We start from the raw sequence: 1,593 nt of genomic DNA, 5'->3' as shown, positions 1-1,593 counted from the left end.
GGTCCTGGGTCACCAGGTGACGGGGAGGGCGCGGACGCCGTAGAGCACCATGTCGTGGCGGAAGGGCAGTTCCTGGAGGGGCTTGGCGGGGCGCAGTCCTGGCAGGCGCTGGAACAGTCCGCCGAAGACCTCGGTGAGTTCGACCCGGGCGAGGGTGGCGCCGACACACTTGTGGAAGCCGTGGCCGAAGGCCAGGTGCTTGCCGGTGTTGACGCGGTGGATGTCGAAGGTGTCAGCGTTCTCGAACATGGTCTCGTCGCGGTTGGCGGCGTTCAGCATCACCAGGACACCGTCCCCGGCGCGGATCTGCTGGCCGCCGACGACGACGTCCTCGGTGGCGGCGCGCGGCAGTCCGGCATGGTTGATGGACAGGTAGCGCAGCAACTCCTCGACCGCGGCCGGCAGGAGATCGGCGCTCTTCTTCAACTCGCCGAGCTGGTCGGGGTGTTCAAACAGGGTGACGGTGCCGATGCCGATCATCTGGGCCATCGTGTCGTAGCCGGCGAGGAGCAGCAGCGCGGCCATGCCGACGAGTTCCTCGTGGTTGAGGCCGCCTTCGGCGGAGCGGGCGACCATGCGGCCGAACAGGTCCTCGGTGGGCTGCTGTTCCTTGGCGGTGACCAGCCGGTCGAAGTAGCCCATCAGTTCGGTGGCGGCCTGGACGGCCTGTTCGGGGGTGCTGGTGCGGTCCAGGACGGTGTCGGTGAGCGTCACGAACAGCACGTGGTCCTCGAACGGGACGCCGAGGATCTCGCAGATGGTCATGGCGGCCATGGGCAGTGCGAACTCGCGGACCAGGTCGGCCTCGCGGCGGCCGTCGGCGCTCATGCGGTCGACCAGGTCGTCGAGGATGCGGCGCATGGTGGGCCGCAGCGCCTCCATCTGGTTGATGAGGAACTCGCGGGTCACGGTGCGGCGCAGCCGTCCGTGCTCCGGCGGGTCGGCCTGCATGAAGAACCCGGCGGGCGGCGGCACGTCGCCGGTGACGTAGGTGGGGAAGCCGGGGGTGCGCGGGTCGGAGCTGAAGGCGCGGTGGGTGAGGACGGCCCGGACGTCCTCGTGGCGGGTGACGACCCAGGCGGTGTCGCCGCGGGGCGTGCGCACCTGGAACACGGAGCGTTCGGCGCTGAGCGCGCGGTACTGGGGCGGCGGGTCGAGCGGATACTCGCGGGGCATCGGGAATTCGGGCAGAAGGGCGGTCATCGCGGCGGCTCCGGGCGGGACGGCGGTACGTGGGCAGAGGCGGGCAGGTACGCGACTCAGCGCGCGGCGATCAGCGGGAGGAGGGCCTCGGCGAGCGGGGCGAGCGAGGTGTTGTCCCACATGATGGTGGGCTCCACCTCGATGCCGTACCGGTCCTCGATCTCGGCGCACAGGCCGAACACGTACACCGAGTCCAGGCCGTAGTCGTTGAGCGGGACGTCGGTGGCGATCTCCTCGGCGGGGCGGCCGGTCTGGGCGGCGACGCGGTCGCGCAGCCAGTCGACCAGTTCGGCGGCGGTAGGTGCGGGGGTCTGGGTGGTGAGGTCGGACACGGTTGCTCCTGGCGGCGGTCAGGCCCCGGTGGGGCGGCGGTCGAGGTCGAAGGTGAGG

2 protein-coding genes are annotated in these 1,593 nt (G+C 70.8%); both read right to left on the bottom strand.

Annotated elements, in window-relative coordinates; translation table 11 throughout:
- Window positions 1-9: 9 nt before the first annotated feature.
- Window positions 10-1,203, bottom strand: a complete 1,194-nt coding sequence (locus tag GV126_RS32240; RefSeq protein ID WP_159674479.1) for a cytochrome P450 — start codon at window positions 1,201-1,203, stop codon at window positions 10-12.
- A 56-nt stretch (window positions 1,204-1,259) separates the two neighbouring features.
- The gene (locus tag GV126_RS32235; RefSeq protein WP_159674477.1) at window positions 1,260-1,535 is read right to left on the bottom strand and encodes an acyl carrier protein; all 276 of its coding nucleotides are present in this window, start codon (window positions 1,533-1,535) and stop codon (window positions 1,260-1,262) included.
- Between the last annotated feature and the right edge of the window lie 58 nt (window positions 1,536-1,593).

It is taken from the genome of Streptomyces mexicanus, assembly GCF_902506575.1.
Classification (GTDB): Bacteria; Actinomycetota; Actinomycetes; order Streptomycetales; family Streptomycetaceae; genus Streptomyces; species Streptomyces mexicanus.
The sequence above is the reverse complement of the archived record's forward strand: the minus strand, read 5'-3'. Positions and strand labels throughout refer to the sequence as shown.

Excerpts from the sequence above, each read along its gene's own strand:
- GV126_RS32240 (WP_159674479.1), bottom strand. The coding sequence starts at position 1,203 with ATGACCGCCCTTCTGCCCGAATTCCCGATGCCCCGCGAGTATCCGCTC.